We start from the raw sequence: 20,589 nt of genomic DNA on the forward strand, positions 1-20,589 counted from the left end.
ATGGGAAGCGCCCGCAACGGAAATCCGCATGCGGGCTTATTGTACCCCGCCGTCAAGTGTAATTTCGGCAAATATAGGCGGGCGGTAAAGGTTTACCTCGGGTGACTGCCGGGAGCAAAATGATCCCTTGGGGACGGAGGGACCATTTGGCGGGACTGGCTAGAGGGCACCGAAGAGGATGGCGTAGGTAGTGGATTCGCCGAGCTTGAGCTCGTCGCCGGGATTGAGCTGGGCGGAACGGCCGGGCTCGACCTGAATGCAAACGCGCGTGGCCCCGTTTACCACCACGGTTCCGTTGGTGGACGACAAGTCCTCGACGTGCCAGATATTTTGAGCATCGCACCAGATATGGGCATGGCGGGCCGAGACATCGTCGCCGACGTCGGTAATATCGCCCTCACCAGTGGCCAGCGCGCCAATCTCAACACCCTGCTCACTCGGCTGAATCCAGCGCGGGGCGCTCACGACAAAACTGTTTTGCACGCGCAGCAAGCCCAAAGGGTGCGCCGGGGCGGGTTCGCGTTCGCCCGCAGTCAGCGACATGCCAAGCGAACGCGGCGTGGATGTGCCTCCGCCGCAGGTCGCGTTCGCGTAGTCGATGGCATAGTTCACCGAGGACCGCACATCCGCCGAACAACCGACGGCGACAAACAGCACCAGCACGACCTCGGCGCGCTCGGCGGGCATGAGTTCCGCCGCCTGGGACAGGCGATCGAGCGCGTTGCGATAGAGATTCGTGTCCTGGTGGCACTCTTCGAGCGCGCGTACCATCGGTTCACCTGCAGGACCGCACACCATATTGATTACAGCCGTGGAGTCCATGGGATTGCGCTGGCGCAGGGCCAGTTGCGACATAATACGCGCAGCCGAGGTACCGTATTCGGCAAAGTAGCGCTGCTGAAGCGTGCCGACCGGCGCGCGAACGATAAAGCGGGAAACCCAAGAGCGATCGGCGGCTCGGCTCTGCGGGCTGCGGCCGTCGGCGAGCGGACGGGACGAAAGCACCAAGCCGCACAGCTCGATATGGCTCAGATGCGCTGCGCGCTTAAAGATGTCAAACATGGCCCCGCATGGGGTGAGCTCAACTTGAGATGCCATGACCTAGGCCTCCTTGGTCGTAGAAATAGAATCGGACGATACTTCGACAGGTCCGCCAAAAGTACGGACAGCTGCGGCTCCACCGGCAAGCGGAGTCGCCATCTGGGCTTTTGTGCGTCGCGGTGCCGAAACGGGAAGTTCAAAGGCAAAGCCCATCGCAAGCAAAAACCACGTAAGCGTATAGGTTGCAACCAGAGCGGCAACAAGGCCGCCCATCACGGCGCGTTGGGAAAATACGCTACATGCAGCCACAACCAGCACCGGAACCTCGCAGGCAGAAAGCGCAAGCACACCCTGCAGGAAGCCCGAGCGCCGATCGCGCGCAAGTGCCCCCGCGGCAACGCCGGCTATGCCTGGCAGCGCCAACGCCAGTGCGGCAATAATACCCGGTAGCGACCCAGACCACACGAGCGATCCCAAAGTCGCCGTCACGCGAGCGCCCGACGCCAGCAGCGCGGCCGAAACCACGACCACAGCCCAAACCACGCCACAGACGACCGTCGCGCCGACCATCAGCGCGCGACGAACCGCGCGGCCAGACGCATCCATGGGGCACGGCGTGAGCGGCTCGCCGCGGAGCGAACGACCGACATTTTGCGCATAGTGGTCACAAAACGCCGAGAGCGCCGCCTCGACCGCCGCCGGCTCGGGACGATCTTTTTGATGGCTGGACAGACAGGCCATCACCACGTCGAACAGCTGGGCATCGACAAACGCCAGCGCATCGCGTAGCTCCTCGGAATCCGGCTCAAGCCCCAGCTGCTGGGCCTGCTCGGCCGCAGCGAGCGCCACATCGGGCTCACGACGAAGCAGCTGAGTCAAATCGCAACCGGGCGCATGGGCACCAATGGGATAGTCGGGCAGCGTGTCCATCTTGAGACGGTAGGGGCTGGCGATGTCGCGCGTCTTTTTGCGCGAACCCGAGGTGCCCGAAGTGCTCGGCGCGGCTTCGTATGGCGCGGCGCCGGCAATGAGCTCGTAAACCGTGCTTGCTGCGGCATAGACGTCGATCGCCGGCGACATACGCAAAGCGCGCAGGTCGGGAATATCGTCGGTGAGCATCTCGGGCGGGGCATAGGCAACCGTCGCGCGACGCAGCGTGGCATAGCGCTCCGTAAACGACGCCTTGCCGCCGGTACCGGCCACGGCCGACGCAGGCTCAAGCGCCAGCGACGAGCCAAAGTCGATCAGGCACAGGTCAAAGGTGCCCTCGGCAAGCTGCCGGTCAAGCGGTAGACGCGCCGTACGCACCATAATATTAGCGGGCGAGATATCGCGATGGACAAAGCCCTCGCCCACCAGGCTCATACGGCAGAGCAGATCGAACAGGTCGCGACCCAGACGCGCCGCCACAAGCGGCGATAGGCGGCCGGCATCGTCCACGGCAAAGCGCGAGCGCAAGCGGGCGAGCGTCTCGCCCTCGACCCATTCCATGACAATTGCAGGCACACCGTCGACCTCGCCCCAGCCATAGAGGCGGGGAAAGCCCTTAAGGCCCGAAAGGGCGCGATGGCATTCGTATTCCTCGCGAAACGCCGCTTTGAACTTGGCGACCAGCGCCTCATGGGCGGCGGCATCGTCAAACTCATCGCACGTTGGCAAGATGAGCTGCTTGAGTGCCACGGCCTCGCCTTGGGCGTTGACGGCACGCGTCACGCGGCCGATACCGCCACGGCGCATGGTGGCATCGTCGGCAAACAGTATCGTAAAACGACGCAGATAGGCAGGCAGTTCGTCCTGACCGAGCGCAATGGCCGGCTCAAACCCGTCGACACGCGCCAGGCGCAGGCCGACCATGGGATCGCGACCGAGCGATTGTGGTGTGGTGGATGCAAGATCGGTCATCATAGGGCAAGCGCCGCCACGTTATTGTTGAAGTTACCGAGCGCGACGTCATCATCGCCGTAATGGCCGACCCATTGACATAGGTTGGTGTAACAGCCCCACAGATTGGCATACTGCTGATACCACTTTGACCGGGGCGAGAATGTCTGACGACCGAACTCGGCTCGAATGACAAACATCTCCCCGACCAGGCTGTCGCACGGCCTGGGATCTCCCGTAGAGTTATAGGTCGAGACCACGTCATTGGCACGAGAAACATAGCCGTCGAGCATGTTGTACTTGGTCACAAGCCAGCTGTGAATGCTCTCTTCCTCAGCAGCGGAAAGGCCACCGGAGTTTGCATCGTTGTCAGTGTTGCCGCCCGTCGAGCCGCCGTTTCCAGACCCTCCGGCAGAGGAACCCGACCCAGAGCCACCGCCCGAACTCGACGAATCCGAGCCGGAGCCAGAAGTATCCGAGCTACCGGGCTTTCCGGACTGCTGGGCGTCCTGCTCCTTCTGCTGCTCGACCTTATTCACCGTTGCCGCCACGCTATTGTTGGACAACCGATCGATGATCTTGGTGTTGGTGAGCACGATGGTTTTGCCATTGGCAAGCGTGACTTCGTTGTCCGGGGCCTCGGCGCCGTCCGCGTCGCCGGTGCCAAACACAATATGCGCGACCACACTTGCCCAAGCATATCCAGTCGTGGTCCCCAGGTCACTTTTGACCTCATGCCCCACGCGCGGTTCGCGTGCGGCATGTGCCTGCATCATGGACGGCACGGTCATGCCATAGGCAGAAACGCCAGCTATGACCAGCACCAGCGAGCAAGACAGCAGTGCGTACGCCCGCGGCGCCAAGCCCAGTCGGCGTCGCATGCGCACCGCGGCGCCGCGCTTTGTCTGAGTGCCACCGGGCCGCATGCGTTCTCCTCCAACAAAAACACGCCGCTCGGGAGCGGCGCATTCATTCGAATCCATATTTGAGTGTATCAGCGAACCCAAAAGGTTGCGCAACGAATGGGCAAATTAAGGATGCGAGTGGAAGCATCCATGCGATAAGCGGATACAAAGCATCTTTGTTGCACAACAAACTTACAGTCGCACGGGGAAATTATGGCTACCCCGTGCGTCGCGATGAAGACATACGGCAGGAGCAGGCTCGCCACCTAAATCGTGCGACGGGCCTCGATGGCGCGCCCAAGCGTAAGCTCGTCGGCATACTCCAGGTCGCCGCCCACGGGAAGGCCGCTCGCCAGACGCGATACCTCAACGCCCAGCGGCTTGATAGTGCGGGCCAGGTAGCTCGCCGTGGTCTCGCCCTCGATATTGGGGTTGGTGGCGATGATGACCTCGTGGATGTCCTCGTGGCCCAAGCGTGCCAGCAGCTCACGAATGTGCAACTGCTCGGGACCAATCTTGTCCATGGGACTGATCACGCCGCCCAATACGTGGTAGAGACCGTGGTAGCTGCCCGTGCGCTCAATCGCCTGGACATCGCGCGGCTCGCCCACCACGCAAATGCGAGTGGTATCGCGCATCGAATCCTGGCAGATGGAGCACTCGTCGGCCGTGGCGTAGTTAAAGCAGCGGCTGCAAAAGTGAACCTCCTGCTTAACCTCCAGGATAGCCTCGGCCAGGCGGCGCGCCTCCTCGGCATCGGCCTCGAGCAGGTAATAGGCGATGCGCTGGGCCGACTTGGGACCAATGCCCGGCAGACGGCCCAGCTCATCGAGCAGTTTTTGCAGACTGTGATTCGCACTCATATATATGCGTGTCTTAGAACGGCATGCCCGGGATGTTGAGGCCGCCGGTGATGGCGCCCATCTGCTTGTTGGCGAGCTCGTTGACACCGCGGACGGCCTCGTTGACGGCAGCCATGATCATGTCCTGCAGCATATCGACGTCCTCGGGATCGAGGGCATCGGGGTCGATGGTGAGGTTGACGAGCTCCATCTCGCCGTTAACGGTCACCTTGACCATGCCGCCGCCGGCAGAGGCGTCGACGGTCTGGGACTTAAGGTTTTCCTGCGCGGCGGCAAGCTGCTCCTGCATCTTGCGAGCCTGCTTCATCATTTGCTGCATGTTCATACCGGCCATGATGGCTCCTTTACGTGCGGCCGCGCGACAAGCTGCAAGGGCAGCCGGAGCGCGACGGGACTTTCAAACTCAAAAATCGTACCACGGCGCGGGGCAAGCAAGCGGGGCGGACACGCTACCTCAGTCGATATACATGTCCTTGAGCGTGACGCACGCCCAAGATTATGCAAGGTCGAATTATGCAAGGTTGCATAATTATCTCAAGCTACATCTAGCAGAGCTGGAACCAGGCAGTTTATGCGTAGGGCTACAAGGCTACATGGCAAAATGCCGAGCCGCTGCTCGAGGCGGCACGCATGGCGGCTGGGTATAATTTGATTGTCATAGATGACGATTTGGAGGTGCCCTCGTGAATGTCCCAGCCGTACTCCAAAACATCCGCTCAAAACACCCCGTTGCATATGTGGTTCTCTATCTCTTTGTCGTCTGGGTATTACTGGTTATCATCACCCATGCCATAGCTTTTGGAGCAGAACTGCTGATAGCCAGCTCGGACCAGCCCGTCGTCAAATGGGAGACGACCGATGAATGCACCGACGGAACCCGAACCATTTACTACAACAGCCCGTCCCTCTACCAAGAGTTCAAGGTCAAGATAAAGGACTCCAAGATTGTCGATGCCGAACTGGGCTCTTTATTTACAATCGGAGCAACCGTCAACGCCGAGCAAGTCGAGTACACGGACAGCCATGCGACGTATCGTATCGACCTCAGCATCCTAGGCCGACCGTCACGCGCCTGTCTGCTCGAATGCGATATACGCGGCACCACGTTGCACATGTCCGAAATACAGATGCGCCCGGGCAAGGGGTTCTCTTCTTGAGCAGTATACCCGCCTGCGCAGCTACTCCACCGGCTTGAAGATGGTGGACTGGCCGAAGACGCTGCGGATGAGGGCTTTGGCCTCGTCCTCGGTCTGCGGGATGCTCGGGGCTGCACCCTGATGGCCGAAGGGGCCGCCCGCACCGGAGTTGGACTCCCAGGGAGCTGCAGGAGCGTCCTCCTCTTTGGGGGCAGTTGCAGCGGACTTGGGCGCGGACGCCGCACCCGGCACGTCGAACGGAGGCAGATCGTCCCCACCAGCATCGGCAACAAAACCGCCAACCATGGCATCGTCGTAGGGAACCTGCTCGGATTCCCATGGCGCAGACGGCGCGGCGGGCTGAGCCTTGGGAGCGGACGCGCGCTCGGGCGCTCGGGGCGCGGGCTCGGTCGGGAGCTTGCCCGTGGCAGGAGCGCCGGCGGGGTTGTCGGAGCGCAGCCAGGGGGCTTTGCCCAGGTCAGACGACTTGGGCGCGGGCGAGGCAGGCTTGGGCGCGGGTGTCGGAGCAGCCGGTTTGGCCATGACGGGCTTAGGCGCCGACGGGGTCGGCGCCGCTATCGGTGCTGCTTTTGGCTGCGTCGCGCTGGCGCTCGAGGATGCAGGGGCCGCCGAGGACACGGGTTGCGGGTCCGCAGATACCGCAGCCCGTGCAGATGGAGAATGCTCCTCATGTTGAGGAGCCGGCGTGCCACCCCCATCCAGGACATAGTCGACGGTACGACGACCGAAGACCGCACTGACTGTCGGCAGGACCACCGACTGCGTGTCGGCGCGTCCAAGCATCTTGATGGCAAAGGTCGAGCCCGCGGGGAACGAGACCGTGAGCCTGGAGCCGTCGTCAGCCGTGGCGCGGGCATTGAGCAAAAGCCCCGCGTAGGAAGCCTGACGCGCCTTGACACGCTCGACAACCTCGGCCCATTTGCGCTGCAGCTCTCCGGCGTCCTCGACCGCGGAGGTCTCGGCAGCACCGGCGGCGGCAACCTGGGCGGCGTTGTTGGACTGGGGCTTAGGTGCCGGAGCGGTGGCAGGCGCGGGGGCCGCAACGGGCTGAGGCGTCGGAGTCGGCGCAGGCTGAGCAGCCGGAACAGCAGCACCACGGTCCCAAGGCATACCGCCCTGGCGCGCGGACGTAGCAGCGGGGGCAGCGGATGCCGCCGGAGCGGCAGCACGAGCGCCCGAAATTAGCGTCGGCTGTTGGGCAGCAGCGGGTACGGATGCTGCAGGCGCGGCGGCCTGAGCAGCAGCCACGCTCGCCGGCACGGCGCCGTTGGCAACCATGGCCTCCAAGCGGGCCACGCGCTCGGCCAATGCCTCAATCGTTAAATCGGCCTCGGGACGTGCCAGGCGCGTGCAGGCGATCTCGAGCACCAGGCGCACGTCGCTCGCGCCCCTCATCTCCAGTGCGGCATCGTCGAGCACCGTCAGCACACGGGCCAGGCGGTCGGCAGGATGCTCGCCAAAGGCAGCGGCCTCGGCAGCAAGCGCCTCGGCCTGCTCGGAGCCGCCCTCAAACAGCTCGGCACGGGCACCGGCAACGCAGGCAACGTACACGTCACGCACATGCGCCACCAGGTCGCGCGTCAGCTCCAGCAGGTCGTTTCCTTCCTCGACCTGCGCACGGATCAGTCCATAGAGCTCGGCAACATCGCGATCGGCAATGGCGCGGGAAAACTCGCCCAGAATCTGGTCCGAAACCTCGCCTAAAAGCGAGCGGGCGTCGTCCGCATGCACAGAACCGTTGCCAAAGACGCTCAGCTGCTCCAGCGTGGACAACGCGTCGCGCATACCGCCCTTGGCATGGCGCGCCACGATAGCCAGCGCCTCATCGTCGTAATCGAAGCCCTCCTGCTCGCACACGTATGCCAGGCGACGCTCGATATCCTCGTTGCCGATGCGATGGAAATCGAAACGCTGGCAGCGCGAGAGGATGGTCTCCAGAATCTTTTGCGGGTCGGTGGTGCACAGCACAAAGATCACGTGTGCCGGCGGCTCCTCGAGCGTCTTGAGCAGCGCGTTGAACGCCGCCGTCGTGAGCATGTGGACCTCGTCGATGATATAGATCTTGTACTTGCCGCGCACCGGGGCAAAGTTGACGGAGTTGATGATTTCCTCGCGCACATTGTCCACGCCCGTGCGGGAGGCGGCATCGAGCTCGTAGACATCGGGGTGGTTACCCTCGGCAATGAGCTCGCACTCCTCGCAAGTACCGTCGGGCATGCAGCCGCTTGCACCCTCGGCGCGCGCCGCCTCGGCATTGCGGCACAGCAGCGCCTTGGCCAGAATGCGCGCCATGGTGGTCTTGCCCGTGCCGCGCGGTCCGCAGAACAGGTAGGCGTGGGACAGGCGCCCCTCGGTGATGGCGTGCTCGAGCGTCGAGACGATATGCTGCTGGCCCACCACGGAGTCAAAGGTGAGCGGGCGATACTTTCGGTACAACGATTCCATGGGTGCTCCCCCGGGTATACTGAGTCTTGTTGCCGCGGCGGCCATGCGGTCGCACGGCATACTGCATTCCATAATAACCCGTACGGCGAGCCCGCCGCGATAGGAGTCCAAAGAGCATGGCAGACGCAGAGAGCAACCTCGTTCCCTCCGAAGCAGCCGACCAGGTCGAGGTCGCGCTCGAGGAGCAGGCCGCAGCCGACGACGGCATCCTGTACCTCAACGAGTACCAATACGAAAACGACCTCGTCACCGACTTCGCCCGCCTGGTCGCCTCGCCCAGGCGTCGCGGCTCGCTGTATGTCGCCGCGGCAATTGCCGCGCTCATCGGCATCGGCATGCTGGTGGCCGGCGGCAACTGGATCAAGTTTGGCGTCGTCTTGATCGTATTCGGCGCCTTTTTGGCCTGGTGGAGCAAAAACCTGCACCACACCCTCGCCCGCGACTTTATCGACGCCGTTGAGGCCGACGAGTCCATGGGTGGCCGCTATCGCCGCGTCGCCGCCAACGAGGACGGCCTGATGGTTTGGGGCACGAGCGGCAAGTCGCAGTTCTTCCCGTTTGAAAAGCTCGACCACGTGCTCGACGGCGAGCGCATCTTTGTGGCCATGTTCGCCGACCAGGGCGTGACGATCCCTAAGGACACCTTTGTCCGCGGCGATGCCGAGCAGTTCGGTCCCTTCCTTAAGGCGCGCATCAACAAAAAACTCCGCATCGAGACCAAACGCAAGAAGATGAAGGCAGAAAAGGCCGCTGCCGAAGCAAAACAGGGCGACAAGCCCCAGGAGACCAAGGGCAAGCAGCGCAAGCAGAAGAAGAGCAAGAAGAAGCGGTAGGCCGGCCGACACCGAAGGCGCCTCGTCCCGCGCCCGATTCCGGGCCGGGGCGCCTGGAATCGGGCGCGCGTACCGCCAATGGACCCGTTTTGCCTTGCTCTCGAGCTATTTCACTTCAAACCTTAAGAGCCTCCGCTCCGGCAGATCGGTCATCTTCATCGTGTAAGTCCCGGGAAATGCTTTCTCAAAACGGACGGTCTCGTAACCTTCGAAATAGTCGTTGGTGTTCTGCATCATAAATGGGACGAGCAACTCGTTTTCTGCCCCAACCTCCACGGCAAACGCAGCAGAGCCGCCAAGGACCGGCATGGCTTGCGTTATCAGATCGGTATTGACTACAAAATCATAGTTTGGCGCAGACTCCGGAACCAGATGCCAAACATACGCTTTGATTCCACCGTCGATATTATCCCTATTTCTGACACGCATCTTTACGGCGATAACGCACGTGATGTCGGCATCCTTCAGTCTCGTTTTCGTATCCACGGTGCCATATTTTGAATAATCGTCATGTGCTCGTTTGAGATACTCGCGCGGCGTGAGCAACTCTGCCCCGTCTATGCAAAACGAATACCCATCAGTCACCACATCCTTCGACCCCAGAAACGCTCCATCCATCGAGAGCCATTCGCCCTCCGCGTAATATTTCTCAGGAATGACCGTCCGGTTCCCGTTAACGACGCTCACCCTCATGCCCGCAAGGCCGGCAGCAGCACAGCAAAAAAGCGCGAGCGCCGATCTTCTCGTCCACAGGGTCTTCTTCATCGCGCTCACGACCTTTCCCGAACTTTCACAACGGCACCGTCGCGCATGCAGTAAACCCGATCGGCCAGTTCCTCGAGCACCTCTCCGTCATGGCTGGACAGAAGGACCTCACGACCCGTTGATGCCGCCATCGCCACAACGCGCTTGAGCATTTCAACGCCCGCTTCGTCGAGGGCATTCGTTGGCTCATCGAGAACAAGCAGCTTCGGCTTCTCCATAATTGCCGCAGCTATCCCCAGACGCTGCTTCATCCCAAGCGAGTATGCTCGGAACTTCTTTTTTTCGTCTGCATCGAGCCCCACGAGCCGCAGGGCAGAGCGAATGTCCTCGGGGGTGGCAACGCCCTTGATCTGAGCGATGAGCTTCAGATTGTCGTAGCCAGACAGATATCCCAAAAAGGAAGGCGCCTCGATCAACATCCCCAGACTCGGCGGGAACGAGATGTCCGCCCCAAGCCTTTGGCCATCGATAGAGATTTCGCCTTCGGTAGGCTTGATCAACCCGCAAACCGCTCGCATGAGCATGGTCTTACCCGAACCGTTTATCCCCTGAAGCCCGACCACAGTCCCAGGGTCAACCTCGATGGACACGTTGCGCAGGACATCGTTTTTACCCATGCGCTTCGATACGCCCCTTACGATCACACTCATATCTTGTCCCCCTTTTCTATAAGGTCGGCCCTTCGAAACCACAGTCCACCCAACGATAGGCATAACGACATAAGCCCAATTGATGACAAGACACTCGAGCCCGCCGCGATTCCCTCTTTGACAATTCCACCCCAGCGCAACAGCATCAAGGCGTTACCCAATAGCGCCCAATGTCGTGCATATGCCGAGCAGATCAGGTAGCTCATTAAAACCACAAACGAGACTGACGACCCAAGCACAAACCCAACCGCTGCCTGCGCAAACGCAAGCGCCTCAAAAGCAAATAAGAGACCTATGAAAAACGGCAGCGCATCTGCCTCGGCAGCTTTGAGAAACCACGGCGCCAAATTAGCCAGTTGAAGCGACTCACCATGAATGACCGCGCTGAACGAGGAGCTCACCACCAAGCTCCAAATCACAACAGAGCAAACCACCACGAGCAGTGAAAATGCCGTTACTGCCGCCACCAAGATAAAACGCGAGACCCACCAAAGGGTTCTTGCCCGGCATCGAACAAGCGCTTGCAAACCAAACCCGTGCAACGATTCGGTCGGATAGTCGAGTGTTGTATAGAGAATAAGCAGAATGAGAAATAGCCATCCTAGCGGAGGCACAAACATGACCCCGGGCCTAGGCTCAAACGGAGCAGATCCGGCAAACACGAGCGCAAGATTATCCGCAAACCCCAAGGTATCCGTTCTAACCCCATACACAGAAGACAATCCGTAGGCGTACACCAAGTTCGCAACGGTCACTGCCGCAATTGCAATAAAAGTGATGATGTTCTTCTTCAAAACGGTCCTCAGGTCCGCGGCGACCAGCCTAAACAGCATCAGACCACCTCGCGTCTTTTCCACGCCCCAGAAAAAGCCAACGAAGCAAGGGTCAATAATATGATTTCCGCAAAACCGGCTCGAATGTCTGGCCAGTTATTCAGCGATTCCGACCTGATGCTGTTGAGGATATTGCAGTTAAACCCCACACAAGCCATTACGCCGAAGATCCAGCCATTTGCAAAATGCCACGCAACCATTAGCAGATACGGGACAATTATCGCTTTGATTCTGCTACGAAACAAAATTGAGAAGCCAGTTACAGCCATGGATAAAGTCCCGAGCGTGACAGCATCGAACAGCGTGTATGCGAGCACATATGACAAAGGATGCGAATAAAATAGACCGGAGAAGTAGCTATGCAGGTAAAGTCCTACGTAAGTCGACTCATCGACCCGAGGAAGATACGCAGGAAAAAGCATCGAGACGATCAGGAAATTGACGAGCAGAGGAATGGCAGTCACTGTAAACGCGGAGAGGAAAGCAGACAGCATCTTTACGTTCACGTACGCCTTTCTGGAAACGCGCGTGCATATCTGCATGTCATAACCACTCAAACGCTCAAAGAGACACGACCAAGATCCAGCCAACATTGCAAGCAGGGGCAGTGCATAGAAAAACACCGACGCAGACAGTGGCGCGTTCGCGCTCACAACAATCCAGTTACCGAAGCTGCTTTCACGTGTTTGACCGAGATAATTTTCGGCTTGCACGCCAACGCCGTAACCAAAAGAAAGAAGGTTGTGGCGCTCTTTTTCCAAATTTGCCCACGGCTCCAGCGCGGCAGCTATTGCAACTGCGACCGCAATCAAGAGAGCAAGGATAAAAGCTGGACGTCTAATCGTTTTCGACAGTTCGTATCTTGCGAGCTTTTGGTTCATACGTCCTCCTCCCCCTTCCGACCCAGAAAGCCGGAAGGGAGCCATTTCAAACAACTATGCGGGAAGCTTGTGGAAATGCCCGACGCAGTCGGGGCTCCATACGCCAATAACAGTGCCGTAGCCAGACTCCGCCCATGCAGTCAGTCGCGCCGCAGATCGCCCGTTCTCACGGACGAGGTTATACATTTCCCACTGTCCCTTGTGATTCGAACGATACGTTCCCTGAGTACAATTCATGCTGCCGCTACCGCTTGTGTTATACGCACCGTCTGTATATAACCGAAGCGGATTTCCCGTATGGCCCTGGATATCCAGATAGAGCGATGAGGAATCATCCTTTTGACGGTAGCCAGTTGCACTCGTCCCGGCACATTGAAAACTAAATGCCTTATCGGCATTGTTCGTACAGGTCGTAATTCCCGTATCGGCGTTTTGAGTAATGCTGGAAACCTGAGAGGTGTCAAACTCCTCTTGTGCAAACGATGCAGCGGGAACCCCTAGGGACAGACCAGCTGCAATCACCAAGCCGACTCCGATTCGAGCAATAGCGCTCCTTGGCTTAATCATGGCCTTCTCCAATCAAAAGCGGTTAACAATGCGTCGACGCACGGCAACCTTCGCATGAATAGAGAAAGATGTCTGTAAACACCCGCTATTGAGTTGATTGCTCAGGCGTTTACACGTTATTTACCTGCGATAACAATAAAATTAGCTCCGCCTTATTCTTGATCTTCAACTGGCGGTAAGATGCAGACCGCAGCGCTTGCACCGTAGATGCAGCGTAACCGACATCCTCCGCAATGGCCTTTGTCGTTGCCCCCTCTGCCGTCATCAGCAAAATTTGCGACTGAACATCAGAAAGGGAGCGCGACGTAAGCAGGGCCAGCTGGCGCACGCGGGCCGTTTCGGTGGACCCGTTCGCCCGGTACTCCAAGACGGCCTTCTCGTCCTCAACCGAGCGGGCGAGCGCGATGTGCGTAACGAACATGGGCACAGACCAGCAAACAATCACCGTTGCCACGACGACATTGACAGCCGAACTTTGCCCCAACAACGACGCGAGGAACAACGGCTCGAAAACCGTCAGATCCTGCACCATATTGAGCAAGACAGCCCAAACAGGAGCCGTCGCCCCGAAGCAAAGCATCCATATCCCAAGCATTTTGCGCTGCGGACAGCTTCGCATCACTATATATGTGAGCAGCACCCCCGTCAGCACCGCAAGTCCATGGATTCGCCCCCTAGCGACCGCATAGATTAAGGCAACCATGCCCATTGACACCAACGGCACGATAGCCCGAGCATGGGCATGCACCTTAAACGGACGCAGCCCAACAGCGAGCGAAGCCGTAGACGCCACGCCGCAAAACAGGACCGGCACAGCCATCAACGGAACGCGTATGCACATCAATGCCGCGATATAGATAAAAGACCATTCCACAGCAGATAGCACCGCCCATACGTACGGGCTTCCGAGCCAAATCGCTTCACCCGCTCTATCCAGCGCAGCGCCACGATTCGCTTTTCCACCCGCGTAGCATAGCGACAGAAGCAGTCCGAGACCCAATGCGTAGCTTAAGAGGGAAAAGGCGACAGCCCGCGAAACACCGGACCCCCAATCGCTATCCGCCATTACCAAGGGCCCCGCCGCAAGGAGGATAAAGAATAATGTGAGCAGGTATCGAAACAGCCGGCGCGTTCGAGCTGATGCCACTATATCGTCAGCATGCCGCTGCGGTAGCTCATGCCCTACAGTATCGCCCTCACCCGCAAACAGCGCCACGAGCTCGCGTGAGCCCGCAACCGACGCCTTCCCGTATGCTCGGTGAAGCGTGGTCCGCACCGTCGATGGCTTCGTATCCGTCTCCTTGGCAATTTCCGCCGGCGTTTTCCCTTTGAGCAGCAGTCGAACAAACTGCTCTTCTCTAGGCGACAGGGCAGGGGAAAACACCCCCGCATCGAATGTGTCGGACGCACAGGCGATATCCGAATTGTTGTCCCGTTTCCCCCTTAGCAACATGCATACGAAGGCAGCAGCGATAACGGACCCCATCGCCAGCAATGCAATGACCACGGCATCGCTTGCGAAGTATGCCGCCTCAACAGCCGGAATAAGACCAATAGGAACTGCTACGAGCACAGAACAGGCAAACACGTCGCGCCGCCCATGGCCAAAGGCACGAGGGCGGCAAAACGGCGGGGCCACAGTCAATGCGAGATAGACCAACGGAATTAAAAGCGCAAGGCCAATTGACGCGGCCGTTACAGGGGGCATCCCCCATGGCTCGGGAACGACTCTCCATGAAACTCGACAGCAAAACAGCAGGCAAGACATGACGGCTATTGTTTCTGTAAAAATCGCGTCCTGCGGGTGACGAGTTTCCCTTTCGTCAGTCCGTGTCGACCTCTGCGTCAAAGGAGAGTCCGCCGTGCCCCAAATAACATATGAGAGAAGCAGCGACCCAACAAAGCACGAGACACACGAAACGCCATGTAACAACCAAATCGGTGCAAACACGATTGGAATAGAGTCTCCGCGAGCATAGAAAGCCAGGTCGGCCCATTCGGGAACCGTTGCAATAACACCAAGGAAAACACCGATGGCACCGAGATGCCTCGGCCTTCTCATTCCCCCCTTGCATAGCGCAGCACCATGAACAAACGCCGCGAGGCATGCGCCCAGGATAACGAGCCAGGTCATTGCACCTGACGCTAGGCCGATTGAAGATGAAAACCGGTGATAAGGGGTGACCGCCATTACGACAAGCGCAATGGCGCAGGCAAATGTAGCAGAACGGCGGGAAAAGAGCATACGGCCTCCATAGCGTGTCATTATATCGCTCGAGCCGCTCGTTTATCTCTGTTCTCACACCAGCCAGCATCAATGATTCAGGCGAACTCCAATCCGCGCCAGATCACGGTCCGGCTTTTGTTCGCAGTCCCCACATCAAAGCGGGATGCGGTTTCCTTTTGGACGCCGGTTCGGAAAGCGCATCCCGTTCCAGGGCAATATTCTGGGATGCAGTTTCCGCAGCCCACCCCATTTGGAAAGCGCATCCCATAATTTGGCTGAAAACTGAGATGCGCTTTCCAAACGAGCCGAAACGGGCCGAATCGATCGGGCCACCTCGCATCCCGCTATCCTCGCCATCTGCCCGAGCGTGCTACACTAGCAGCATCTATGCCACCGCGAACGGCTCGGCCCCGCGCCCGCCGCTCGCAAACGAACTTTAAACGCACGAGGGTTGGCCATGCCGCTTTTCTCGCAACATACCGCCCGGTTCTCGCCGGACGTTCCTTTGGAGGGCACCAGCTCTCGCGAGCTGCTCAAGCGGTACCAGCCGCTCGAGACACTTGCGACCGGCGGTTTTGGCTCCATCGAGATCTGCCGCGACACGCACCTGCGCCGCCGCGTCGCCATTAAACGCATCCCCCTTATCAACGGTGCCGGCATGCCCGCTAGCGACATCATGGATGTCCTGCGCGAGGCGCACACTGCCGCCATGCTTCAACATCCCAACATCGTGCAGGTTATCGACTTTACGCACGACACAGCCTATGCCTACCTGGTTATGGAATATGTCGATGGCATGTCGCTGGCCGAGTTTTTGCACCGCGCGGACGGCCATTCGCTCACCTTTGACGAGGCCGCGGCCATTGCCGATGCCCTGGGCCAGGCGCTCACCTTCGCCCACAGTAATGGCGTGCTCCACCTGGACATCAAGCCCGCCAACGTGCTCATCGACCACTCGGGCAATGTAAAGCTCACCGACTTTGGCATGGCGCGGCTGTCGTCTGCTGGCGGCTTTGGCGGCTCACGCGGCGGCACCATCGGCTACATGCCGCCCGAGCAGCTCGATATCGAGACCGGCACGGTCGACGAGCGCGCCGATGTCTTTGCCCTCGCCTGTGTGATCTACGAGGGCCTGTGCGGCAGCGCTCCTTTTATGGCGGCCACGCCCGCCGACTCGCTCGGCCGCATCATCGGCGGCGCCACCTATCCCAGCGAGCTGATACCACACTTTCCCTCGGGAGCCGAGGCCGCGCTCATGAGCGCGCTCTCCCCCATGCCGCAGGACCGCCCCAACAGCATCGAGGCATTTTGCGACCAGCTCCTTGCCGGTCTGGGCAGCGTGCGCGAAGGCCGTCGCAGCCTGGAGCAAATGGTTGGCGAACTTTCGGATGACGAGCAGGAGCTCGACGATATCGAGCCGTCGCACTACGAGGACGACGTCATCGAGGTCGACCCCGCACTCGGCTGGGCGGGCACGCGCTGGAGCCATGCGCGCGACTACACCATGCGCGCTATCTCGGCGCTAACGTGCGGCACCTTTAGCTTTTTGCTGATGCAAACGGCCGGGGTCGCGGCGCTTCCCGGCCTGGTCATTGCGGCCATCGCGATCGGAGCGGCGGCTGGCCTGGCCCCCCAGATTGGCTCGGCCATCTCGGCTGTGGGCTTTTTGGTGCTCATGGCCAACGCCACCATGCAGGCACAGGGCATCCTGTCGATGCTGCCCGTCGCGGTGATCTTTGCTGCCGCCATGTCCGGTTGGTGGATCGCCTGGGGTCGCACCGAGGCTGCCGCGAGCGCCGCGCTCACCTGTGCACTCGCGCTTGGCTGTCTGACCGGCAATACCTTCCTGGCAGCTGGGGTCGCCGCCGGCGTCGCGTCATTTTGGCTCGGCCCGGCAAGCGCCGCCGCGGCAACGGGCATGGGCGCGCTTTTTGCCCGTCTGGCCACGATCGCGCTTTCAGCCGAAGGCGTGCTGGGGCTCGGTAACGTTGCCGCAGCGCTGGGAGACCCGCTCCTTTGGGCTGCCTTTGTGCTGGTCGCGGCAACTGCCGCAGCATCATCCGCGTTGCTCAATGCCCATGCCAAGCGTGCCGATCAGGGATCAAACCTTGCCGCAATCGCCGCCATCGCCGTCACCGGCATCGGCTGCGCAGCGGCGTCCTGTCTTGCACACCATATGGAAATTGCCAGCCTTGCAGCCGCGGTCATCGCCAAGGCGGCGGTTGCGGGAATCCTATCCTCTATAATCGTTGGGATATGCCTATATTTGCTCGGATACCAAAGAACCTATACGGAGAGTGATCTTTCGTGAACTTCCTGAACATCTTCGAGGACCACGTGGCCGGCATCTTCGGTGCCACCCGTGCCCCGTTCTCCTTTAAGAAGCTTGCCAAGCAGGCCGCTCGCGACATGGAGGATCAGACTCTGGTGATCAATGGCGTCAACACGGCGCCGGCACTCTATACCATCCTGATCGCCGCCGACGACGACCCCATGCTCGCCCCGTTCTACCCCGAGCTTTCGCGCGAGGTCCGCGAGTTCGTGAAGGCGCAGGCCGAAAAGCGCCGTTATGTCTTTGTCGGCGAGCCCCTCGTGCGCTTTATGATCGATCCGCAGCTGCGTGCCGGCAAGTTCTCGGTCTTTGCCGAGAACGTCGATGCCCCCACGCTCGGCCGCCTGTACGAAGAAGAGCGCGCCTATCAAAACGGTCTGGGCCAAAACAACTCCGCGGCAAGCCGTGCCGCCAGCGCCCCGCGCGCCGGCCAGCAGCAGTTTGCTGCCCCGCAGCAGCAGCGCCCCGCCGCCATGCCCCAGCAGCAGCCGACGCCTCGTGCCGCCGCTCCCGACCCGCTTGCCGTAGCAGATCCCTTCGCGCCTAGCGCCCCCGACCCCGCCGCAGCACCCATCCCGGTGCCGCAGACCGTCTCGCGCGACGCGCTTGCCGGCATGGGCGGAGCCGCCGCGACCGGTGCCGCCGTGGGCCTAGGCGCCGCAGCCGGTATCGCCTCCAACATGGCGAGCACTCGCGCCCCGCAGCGCCCGCTCGCCCAGCTCGTCGACGTCGTGAGCGGCGAGAGCCATAGCATCACCTCCGCACAGGTGACCATCGGTCGCGAGCGCTCAGTTTCCGACATTGCCCTGCGCGACCCCAACGTGTCGCGCCGCCACGCCCAGCTCACCTTTACGGGCTCGGATTGGTCGATCGAGGACCTCAATTCCACCAACGGCACGCTCGTCAACAACCGCCGCATTACGCGCTGCCCGCTGCGCAACGGCGATCTGCTGACGTTTGGCCTGAGTACCTTTGAATTTAGGGGATAGTCGCTTATGAACATCGATATCGTCCTTTTTGCAGGCCGCATCGTCCTGGTCGCCCTGCTCTATATCTTCCTGTTCGCCGTCATGAAGACCGGCGTGGGACTCGTGCGCGGGCAGCGCCGCGACTCGGCTATCTGGACGATCGATGTGGACAAGGGCCCGCGCGGTATCCGCGGCATCCACGTAGACATGCTCGGCCCCGTCATCGTCGGTCGCTCTCCGTCTTCGGACATCTGCATCAACGAACCGTTCGTCTCGGCCTCGCATGCGCGCTTTTCGCTGCAGGGCCCGGCGCTCATCATCGAGGACCTCAACTCGCTTAACGGCACGCTCGTCAACGGCCGCCAGCTCGTGGAGCCCGCGACGCTGCGTGAGGGCGACGAAGTCCAGATTGGCGACGTGGTCATGAAGGTGAACCGTCGATGATCGACGAGGAGAACAAGTCCGCAACTATGACCGAGGCACCGGCCGCCGCCACAGCTGCGCCGGCCCACGCCGCTCCGGCGGGCTCCGCACCCGTGGAGCCCGAGGACACCGTGTTCTCCCTGCCTCTTTCGCAAGTAACGCATGATATTTCGGATCTCGCCGATAACGAGGACGAAGAGGATGCCGTAGCGGCGCCCATCGGCGCACATGCTGCGGAACAGCCCACAGCGCCCGAAGCAACCCCGGCGCCGGCTCACTTTGCAGAGCCCGTCGCCGCGGCAATCAACGAGAGCGCTGCGGTGTTTGCGGCACCCGAGCCCGCCGCGCCGGCGTTTCCCATAGCCCCGGCATCCGAGGTTGCGCCCGCGTCTACGCCGGCGCCCGAGCCTATAGACGTCAGCCCGCAAGATGACGAGCCGACCGCCCGCGTTTCCGAGGAGCCCGACTCCCCGGACACCGGCGATTCCGAATCAAACGCCGAGACCGACACCGTCTCTCCCGGTGACACAGCCGAGATCGACGTTGCCGCCGTTGAGGCCAAGCTCAAAGACCCCGGGTCGACCATGAGCTTTGAGCCCCTGACCGAGGAGCGCATCGAGACCGACTCGACCTATGATGCCGGCACCACCACGCAACTCATGTGGGGCGCCCGCTCTGACGTTGGCTGCGTACGCCCGCACAATGAGGATTCCTACCTGGTGCAGTCGCCGCTCTTTTGCGTATGCGACGGCATGGGCGGTCACGCCGCCGGCGAGGTAGCCTCTTCCATTGCCGTCGAGACTATTGCCAAGACGGCCCCGCAGTCCGCCGACGCAGCACGCCTGGCCGCAGCCGTCGAGGCAGCCAACGCCGCCGTAATCGAGGCGGCCCTGAACGGCCTGGGCAAGCCCGGCATGGGCTGCACAGCCACTTGCGCCTATATCGAAAACGACACGCTCGCCATCGCCCACGTGGGTGACTCTCGCGCCTACCTGCTCCACGAGGGCACGCTCATCCGCGTGACCCGCGACCACTCCTACGTGGAGGAGCTCGTGGACGCCGGTGAGATTACGGCAGACGAGGCTCGCGTCCACCCAAACCGCTCGGTCATCACCCGTGCGCTGGGCTCGGACCCCGCCATGTATGCCGACCACTTCACTCTGCATATCGAGGAAGGCGACCGCCTGATCCTGTGCTCCGACGGCCTTTCGAGCATGATTCCCGATAGCGATATCGAGAACATCGCCACGCAGTCCTCAACCGCGCAAATCTGCGTCGACAACCTAGTGGACGCGGCGCTTGCCGCCGGCGGCCACGACAACGTGACCGTAGTAGTCGTTGACCTGGTTGACGATGGCGTTATGCGCGAGGCGCAACGCGTGCGTCGCCGCAACGTCACCATCGGCGTCGTCTTAGGTCTCGTCTTGGTGCTGGCGGCTGCCATCTGGGCCTACACGGGTGTCACCGGCTCGTACTACCTGGGTACCTACCAGGGCAATGTCGCCGTCTGGCGCGGCCTGCCCGGCAAGCCGCTCGGACTCAAGCTCCACTGGCTCGAAAGCGAAACCAGTATCAAGCTGTCCGACCTGCCCGAAGACACGCAAAACCGCCTCAAGGCGGGCATTCCGCAAACAAGTGTCGACGATGCGCAGGACACGATATCCAAGTACCGCCACCAGATCGACGAGGAGCAGACCCGCCAGGTGATCGACGCGCAAACGATTCGCGACAACACCGACCAGGGATCGACCTCCGAATCAGATTCCGAGAAAACCGCCGAACAGTCCGCCGAGGCCGAAGCCTCCGAAAAGAACTAGA

18 protein-coding genes are annotated in these 20,589 nt (G+C 60.8%); 6 read left to right on the forward strand and 12 right to left on the reverse strand.

The window, feature by feature from the left end; genetic code table 11:
* Nucleotides 1–159: 159 nt before the first annotated feature.
* The 5 genes from DW796_RS00670 to DW796_RS00690 all read right to left on the reverse strand — a co-directional run bounded on the left by DW796_RS00670 (nt 160) and on the right by DW796_RS00690 (nt 5,024).
* Nucleotides 160–1,098 (reverse strand): FHA domain-containing protein, encoded by a 939-nt coding sequence (locus DW796_RS00670; RefSeq protein WP_117584186.1) that lies wholly within the window; start codon nt 1,096–1,098, stop codon nt 160–162.
* 3 nt (nt 1,099–1,101) lie between these two features.
* On the reverse strand, nt 1,102–2,946 hold the full coding sequence (locus DW796_RS00675; RefSeq protein WP_117736772.1) for a hypothetical protein: 1,845 nt from the start codon (nt 2,944–2,946) through the stop codon (nt 1,102–1,104).
* Nucleotides 2,943–3,848: a hypothetical protein gene (locus DW796_RS00680; RefSeq protein WP_117564927.1), complete on the reverse strand. Its 906-nt coding sequence runs from the start codon at nt 3,846–3,848 to the stop codon at nt 2,943–2,945. Before DW796_RS00680 ends, DW796_RS00675 begins: the two co-directional genes overlap by 4 nt.
* A 245-nt stretch (nt 3,849–4,093) precedes the next feature.
* On the reverse strand, nt 4,094–4,690 hold the full coding sequence (recR, locus tag DW796_RS00685) for a recombination mediator RecR (protein ID WP_089573257.1): 597 nt from the start codon (nt 4,688–4,690) through the stop codon (nt 4,094–4,096).
* Nucleotides 4,691–4,703: 13 nt separating this feature from the next.
* Nucleotides 4,704–5,024, reverse strand: a complete 321-nt coding sequence (locus tag DW796_RS00690; protein WP_006235174.1) for a YbaB/EbfC family nucleoid-associated protein — start codon at nt 5,022–5,024, stop codon at nt 4,704–4,706.
* Nucleotides 5,025–5,373: 349 nt separating this feature from the next.
* Between DW796_RS00690 and DW796_RS00695 the strand changes: the two genes are divergently transcribed.
* Nucleotides 5,374–5,847, forward strand: a complete 474-nt coding sequence (locus DW796_RS00695) for a hypothetical protein (RefSeq protein WP_117648547.1) — start codon at nt 5,374–5,376, stop codon at nt 5,845–5,847.
* 21 nt (nt 5,848–5,868) lie between these two features.
* On the opposite strand, the gene dnaX is transcribed toward DW796_RS00695, so the two are convergent.
* Nucleotides 5,869–8,292, reverse strand: a complete 2,424-nt coding sequence (dnaX, locus tag DW796_RS00700; protein WP_158567658.1) for a DNA polymerase III subunit gamma/tau — start codon at nt 8,290–8,292, stop codon at nt 5,869–5,871.
* Nucleotides 8,293–8,408: 116 nt separating this feature from the next.
* Here dnaX and DW796_RS00705 point away from each other — a divergent pair, with 116 nt between their 5' ends.
* Nucleotides 8,409–9,125 (forward strand): hypothetical protein, encoded by a 717-nt coding sequence (locus DW796_RS00705; RefSeq protein ID WP_089573261.1) that lies wholly within the window; start codon nt 8,409–8,411, stop codon nt 9,123–9,125.
* Between the two features lie 105 nt (nt 9,126–9,230).
* Here the strand turns inward: DW796_RS00705 and DW796_RS00710 are convergent, their stop codons facing one another.
* The 6 genes from DW796_RS00710 to DW796_RS00730 form a co-directional block, all read right to left on the reverse strand.
* Entirely contained in the window at nt 9,231–9,890 is a 660-nt protein-coding gene (locus DW796_RS00710; protein ID WP_117584193.1) for a DUF5028 domain-containing protein, read from the reverse strand.
* A gap of 5 nt (nt 9,891–9,895) precedes the next feature.
* Nucleotides 9,896–10,540: an ATP-binding cassette domain-containing protein gene (locus DW796_RS00715; RefSeq protein WP_089573263.1), complete on the reverse strand. Its 645-nt coding sequence runs from the start codon at nt 10,538–10,540 to the stop codon at nt 9,896–9,898.
* Nucleotides 10,537–11,334, reverse strand: coding sequence for a hypothetical protein (locus DW796_RS00720; RefSeq protein WP_147326479.1), 798 nt, complete (start codon nt 11,332–11,334; stop codon nt 10,537–10,539). The genes DW796_RS00715 and DW796_RS00720 overlap by 4 nt, the downstream gene beginning before the upstream one ends.
* Nucleotides 11,335–11,372: 38 nt before the next feature.
* The gene (locus tag DW796_RS00725; protein ID WP_089573265.1) at nt 11,373–12,254 is read right to left on the reverse strand and encodes a hypothetical protein; all 882 of its coding nucleotides are present in this window, start codon (nt 12,252–12,254) and stop codon (nt 11,373–11,375) included.
* Nucleotides 12,255–12,308: 54 nt separating this feature from the next.
* Nucleotides 12,309–12,821 carry a hypothetical protein gene (locus DW796_RS10355; protein WP_124785772.1) on the reverse strand — a complete coding sequence of 171 codons (513 nt, stop codon included), beginning with the start codon at nt 12,819–12,821 and terminating at the stop codon, nt 12,309–12,311.
* Between the two features lie 109 nt (nt 12,822–12,930).
* A complete protein-coding gene (locus DW796_RS00730) occupies nt 12,931–15,066 on the reverse strand; it encodes a LuxR C-terminal-related transcriptional regulator (protein ID WP_158567659.1) in 2,136 nt (711 codons plus the stop codon).
* Nucleotides 15,067–15,505: 439 nt separating this feature from the next.
* On the opposite strand from DW796_RS00730, the gene DW796_RS00735 reads away from it, so the two are divergent.
* Genes DW796_RS00735 through DW796_RS00750 form a run of 4 tightly spaced genes read left to right on the forward strand, consistent with a single transcriptional unit; the run spans nt 15,506 to nt 20,588 of the window.
* Nucleotides 15,506–17,359 (forward strand): serine/threonine-protein kinase, encoded by a 1,854-nt coding sequence (locus DW796_RS00735; RefSeq protein ID WP_118093964.1) that lies wholly within the window; start codon nt 15,506–15,508, stop codon nt 17,357–17,359.
* Nucleotides 17,356–18,369: an FhaA domain-containing protein gene (locus DW796_RS00740; protein ID WP_118093965.1), complete on the forward strand. Its 1,014-nt coding sequence runs from the start codon at nt 17,356–17,358 to the stop codon at nt 18,367–18,369. Before DW796_RS00735 ends, DW796_RS00740 begins: the two co-directional genes overlap by 4 nt.
* A gap of 6 nt (nt 18,370–18,375) precedes the next feature.
* Entirely contained in the window at nt 18,376–18,792 is a 417-nt protein-coding gene (locus DW796_RS00745; RefSeq protein WP_006235180.1) for an FHA domain-containing protein, read from the forward strand.
* On the forward strand, nt 18,789–20,588 hold the full coding sequence (locus tag DW796_RS00750; protein WP_118093966.1) for a Stp1/IreP family PP2C-type Ser/Thr phosphatase: 1,800 nt from the start codon (nt 18,789–18,791) through the stop codon (nt 20,586–20,588). Before DW796_RS00745 ends, DW796_RS00750 begins: the two co-directional genes overlap by 4 nt.
* Nucleotide 20,589 lies beyond the last annotated feature (1 nt).

It is taken from the genome of Collinsella sp. AM31-2AC (assembly GCF_003469285.1).
Classification (GTDB): domain Bacteria; phylum Actinomycetota; class Coriobacteriia; order Coriobacteriales; family Coriobacteriaceae; genus Collinsella; species Collinsella aerofaciens_AT.